The 4,922-nt window shown below is 58.2% G+C and carries 5 protein-coding genes; all 5 read left to right on the top strand.

Features of this window, described 5'->3' with window-relative positions:
- Nucleotides 1–445 (top strand): ATP-binding protein (locus ACS8YF_RS19415; protein WP_440851740.1); only part of this gene is annotated, 445 nt, incomplete at its 5' end.
- Between the two features lie 376 nt (nucleotides 446–821).
- Nucleotides 822–2,177 (top strand): hypothetical protein, encoded by a 1,356-nt coding sequence (locus tag ACS8YF_RS19410; RefSeq protein WP_440851739.1) that lies wholly within the window; start codon nucleotides 822–824, stop codon nucleotides 2,175–2,177.
- A gap of 87 nt (nucleotides 2,178–2,264) precedes the next feature.
- Complete coding sequence (locus ACS8YF_RS19405; protein WP_440851738.1) at nucleotides 2,265–3,182, top strand: SHOCT domain-containing protein; 918 nt, start codon at nucleotides 2,265–2,267, stop codon at nucleotides 3,180–3,182.
- Nucleotides 3,183–3,476: 294 nt separating this feature from the next.
- Nucleotides 3,477–4,121, top strand: coding sequence for a cytochrome c biogenesis heme-transporting ATPase CcmA (gene ccmA / locus ACS8YF_RS19400; protein ID WP_440851741.1), 645 nt, complete (start codon nucleotides 3,477–3,479; stop codon nucleotides 4,119–4,121).
- Nucleotides 4,118–4,792, top strand: coding sequence for a heme exporter protein CcmB (gene ccmB / locus ACS8YF_RS19395; RefSeq protein ID WP_440851737.1), 675 nt, complete (start codon nucleotides 4,118–4,120; stop codon nucleotides 4,790–4,792). The genes ccmA and ccmB overlap by 4 nt, the downstream gene beginning before the upstream one ends.
- The last annotated feature ends 130 nt before the right edge of the window (nucleotides 4,793–4,922 follow it).

The following is a 4,922-nucleotide window of genomic DNA, read 5'->3' as shown; positions in this document are numbered from 1 at the left end:
CAAGAGCCATCTGGCCATCGCGCTGGCCTATCGGGCGCTGATGAACGGGATCAAGACACGCTTTGTGACGGCCGCCGATCTGATGCTGCAACTGCGTGCCGCCCAGCGTCAGGAACGGCTTAAGCAGTACTTCAACCGCGTCGTGATGGGGCCGAAACTACTCGTGATCGATGAGATCGGCTATCTGCCGTTCGGCCGGGACGAGGCGAATCTGTTCTTCAATGTCGTCGCGAAACGCTATGAGCGGGCCAGCATGATCCTGACCTCGAACCTGCCCTTCACCCAATGGGCCGGGGCGTTCGCTGACGATCAGACGCTGACCGCCGCCATGCTCGATCGCCTGCTGCATCACGCCCACATTGTGCAGATCAGCGGCGAGAGCTATCGACTCAGAAACAAACGTAAAGCCGGCGTCAAGCAACCCATTTCAGTGGCATCGGCATAACCTGAACGGGCTCAGAGGGGGTCAATTTTATTCCGGCGTTTCAGACCCAAAAGGGGTCACTTTTAAATCGGCGTTGACACCCACGATTGGCCAACGCTTTTGACCTACCCTCTGGGGTGGCAGCGATGCCACCGTCCACCTACCGTTCGGGCAAACGAATCGCCGGAGCGGACCGACCGGCGGGCCGTTTACGTCATGGGCGACCATTTTCTCTGGCTCATGCCAACATATCCGTTGCGATTTCTTTCTAAAAATTCCCATCTATCTTGACTTTTCTCAAGACCCTGCTCGGCGAGTGAGATTAATCTATCTCCGTGTCGGCGACTCAATGCCAGACATCGGGGAGCAGATTCACAACTAATCTGGGAGAAGAGTCATGTACCGGTGGTATTCAGGGGTTATTCTAATGCTTGGGGTGGCGGTGCTCTCCGTACTCGCCCCGCCAGCCGAAGCAGTGCCTTCCTTCTCACGACAAACCGGCATGGCATGCGCTTCATGCCATACGTCTTATCCGGGCCTAACCAAGTTGGGGCGGGAGTTCAAACTCAACGGCTATCAGATGGATGGGTTGGCTCAGGTTTCCTCCTCGGCCGGCAAGTCCTCGCCGGGGATGTCCATTAATAAGATCCCCAATCTCTCAGTGATTCTTCAGGCGGGCGAAGAGGGTCTGAGCAAGAAAGTGCCCAATACCCAGAATCCTTCAGCGGACTTTCCCAAGGAACTGGGATTTTACTACGCGGGACGGATTGCCCCGCATCTCGGTACGTTCCTACAGGCGACCTATGATTCGGGAGGCAGTTTGGGCATCGACATGAGCGATATCCGCTATGCCCGCACGAGTCAGTTGTTTTCCAAGAACTTCACCTGGGGGCTGGACGTCAACAATGGCCCCACCTTCGAGGATGTCTGGAACAGCACGCCCGGTTACGGCTGGCCTTACGTCGATAACGACGCGCCCGTCGGGCCCCAATCTCCCTTCATAGCCAGTGATGCCGTTGCGACCAACGTGGTTGGTTTCGGTGCTTACCAGTATTGGCATGGGCTGGTCTATACATATTTGGGGCTGTATCAGGGGGCTCCGCAGGGCAACACGCCGGCTAGCTATGGGGCCGGCCATGATCCCTCGGTCAGTGGGGCGGCACCTTACTACCGGATCGCCATCACGCCAATTCCCAATTTCGAGATTGGGTCATTCGGACTTTTCGCTAAATATCATGCGAACCTGAACGGGGCGCCCAATCCGAATGCGACCCAGCACTACAGTGATATCGGTGTGGACAGTCAATACCAGTTGTATCCCAATAACAACAACATAATGACGTTCCATGCCACTTATATTTATGAACACGTGAGTCATCTCGACAATACCGTGCCTGGAGGGTACTCGGGCTCTAATAGTCTGGACACGAACTACTTCGCTATCGATGGCAACTGGTATTACAAGCATCGCTATGGCCTCGGGGTGGGCTTTTTCTCCTCGTATGGCCAGCACAGCAGTTATTATCAGGATGTCTATGGCTCGGACGTCGGCACGGGTTACCGGTCCAACAGCCGTCCGAACACCAATGGCGAAACAGCACAGGTGGATTGGTTTCCTTGGCAGAACACGCGCTTTTCCCTCCAGTATATCGCTTATAACCAGTTCAACGGCGCAGCCCATAACTATGACGGTAACGGGCGCAGTGCCTCGGACAACAACACGTGGCTCCTGAATGCTCTGATTGGGTTCTAGTGGCCTGATTTCTTTCCCAGGTGATCCTGGCTCCGGGTCGATGCAATATCGATCCGGAGCTGTCACTCGATCCAGTCAGGAACCGAAATGAATCTGCGCAAGACAACAGGGCCACGGGTGATGCGTGCAGGTGCACTTATTGTTGGCTGTATTGCGTTGGCCGCCTGTGCCACGCAACAGCCTCGTTCCCAGGTAGCCGGCTTCAATAGTGATCTGCCGGCATCAGCCAGCGGCAGCGTGATATGGAGCTCGGGCCTGCAGTTCGTTGCGCTCAAGGCACAGCCTGCAGGCCCGGCGCCCAACGATCAGCCTCATTCGGTGACGGCTGACCGCCTTCGCAACTTGTTGGCCAGTCTCAAGGTGAAACACAACTCGAGCCGCGTCAGGCCTGTTTTCACTAGTGAGGCGCTCGATAAACTCGGCCCGGCCTTGTCCAAGGCCCTATCCACGGCCGGGCCACATCAAGACATCACATTCGCGGTGGTGACCCAGGGGCAGGCCCCCAACGCCCAAATGCTCCTGATTCATGGTCGGGAACCGTTAATGACCACCGGCCTTGCGTACTACCGCAATGGGCAGCTCAATCTTATTTTCGGCAAGATGCACATGCCCTTCGAGGCGCGCCACATCAACACGGGGAGACTGCCCAAGCTGACGCCCGGCAGCCGCAAGCAGCGCATTCAGTCCGGCTGGGCGGTGTTGGGGGGCAAGCAGATGGCTCATCCGCAGCCAGATCGCCCGGATTGGGTTAGTTTTGCCATAAACGATTCGGGGGCGCCTGCGGCGACGCCGGTCGCCGCCACGCCGATACCCAAGCTTTCCCCCGACAAGCCTAAGCCAGAGCGAGTGCAGACACCAGTCAAGGCACCGGTAAACACGGAAGGGGGCACCACGTATCAATCGATTGCCAAGCGCCTGCGAACTCTCAAGAGACTGGATGCCAATGGCTTGATTACCGATAAGGAATATCGGCAGGAACGCCAGAAAATTCTGAACAGTCTATAGGCGTACATTTTGGCTTCGGATATCACGGTACAAAAGTCCTATAATCGAGGCCCTTGGTCAGGCCGGTCGCCCGGCCAGGGGGCGAAGTCCGGTTGAAAACGGCATCGTTGCCCGATACTTGGACTTCATGCGCCTGGCACGACAGAGTCCGCTGCCGAAGGGTATAGGTGGTGGGCCAGTGAATTAACCTGTGGTTGATTCGGAGGCGTTGCCATGGCGGTTTTCTGTGTCACTCGTCCGGCAAACGTGATTGTACGGACGATGCCGGACGGATATAAGGTTGCGGTCTTTCACATGAAGAAGTCCCTCTCGGTCTGGTCCGGAAAGGCACGGCTCGAAGGCCGAAAAATTGCCTGCCGCCGTGGTGAGCGGTTGCTGTTTGACGAGCTTGATCTTCATGTTGATGAGGGCACGCTGCTTCAGGTCGTCGGCCCCAACGGCTGCGGCAAAACCACGCTGCTGCGGCTGCTATGTGGCCTGCGCCGTCCTGATACCGGCACAGTGCTGTGGAACGGGAGCAGTCTGGCGCACCTCGACGCCGACTTTCGGATGCAACTCGCCTATGTCGGCCACCGCGCCGGCATCAAGGATGAACTCACCCCGTTGGAGAATCTGGAAGCAGCTGCTGTTCTGTCAGCCGGCGCCCGGGATCAGGCCGTGAGTGCGCTCAAGACCCTGGGACTCGATCACGTCGCGCTTCAGCCTTGCCGTCACCTCTCCGCCGGGCAGCGCCGGCGCGTTGCTCTGGCCCGCCTGCTTGTTAGCCCAGCCCGCCTGTGGATACTGGACGAGCCGCTGACCGGACTCGATGTGGCCGCGCAGACGCTGACGGCCGAGCTGTTGGTCGAGCATGCCCGGAGCGGCGGGCTGGCCGTGTTCACCAGTCACCAGGCTTTCGGTCTGCAGCACGATAAGCTGCGGTCCCTGCAACTGGCATGAGTATGCTGTCGGGCTTCTGGGCCGTGTTGAAGCGTGATCTGCAACTGAGCCTGCGCGACCGGGCGGATGTGCTCAATCCGTTGCTGTTCTTCGTCATGGTGGTATGCGTGTTCCCACTGGGCGCCAACCCGCGCAGTCAGCTCCTGAGTGCATTCGCGCCGGCCATCATCTGGGTGGCAGCGCTTTTGGCCACGTTGCTCTCTCTTGAACGCCTGTTTCGGTCCGATTTCGAGGACGGCAGCCTGGAACAGCTCGTGCTCAGTCCGCATCCCACGCCCGTTCTGGTGGCAGGCAAAATTGCAGCCCACTGGCTGACCAGCGGGCTGCCGCTGCTTTTGTTGTCGCCGCTGCTGGCGGTGATTCTGGGCTTGCCGGGCCGATTCATACCGCTATTGTTTGTCAGCCTCGCACTGGGCACCCCTATATTGAGCTTGGTGGGGGCGATCGGAGTGGCACTGACAGTGGGGCTAAAACGCGGTGGTATGCTGGTAACGTTGCTGGTTCTACCGCTGTATACCCCGGTGCTGATTTTCGGAGCCAACATGGTGGGCGCGGCAGCCATGGGGCTGCCGGTGGTTGGACAGCTCTTTCTCCTGGCGGCCATGCTGGCGCTGGCTATCACGCTGGCCCCGCTGGCGGCAGGGGCCGCACTGCGCATCGCAATCGAATGAAGAAACGCCTTGTTTTACTTGCCGGTAAGGTCTACCGTCCTGACAGCCCGGTTTATTAATCCGGCATCAAAACAGCTGACTTGATCCGCTGTTTTCAACGCCTTCAAAAATAAAAGCCGGCGCCTGTCCG

This window comes from Salinisphaera sp. SWV1, assembly GCF_052044155.1.
GTDB lineage: Bacteria > Pseudomonadota > Gammaproteobacteria > Nevskiales > Salinisphaeraceae > Salinisphaera.
Note: the sequence above shows the minus strand (reverse complement) of the source record. Positions and strands in the feature narration are given on the sequence as shown.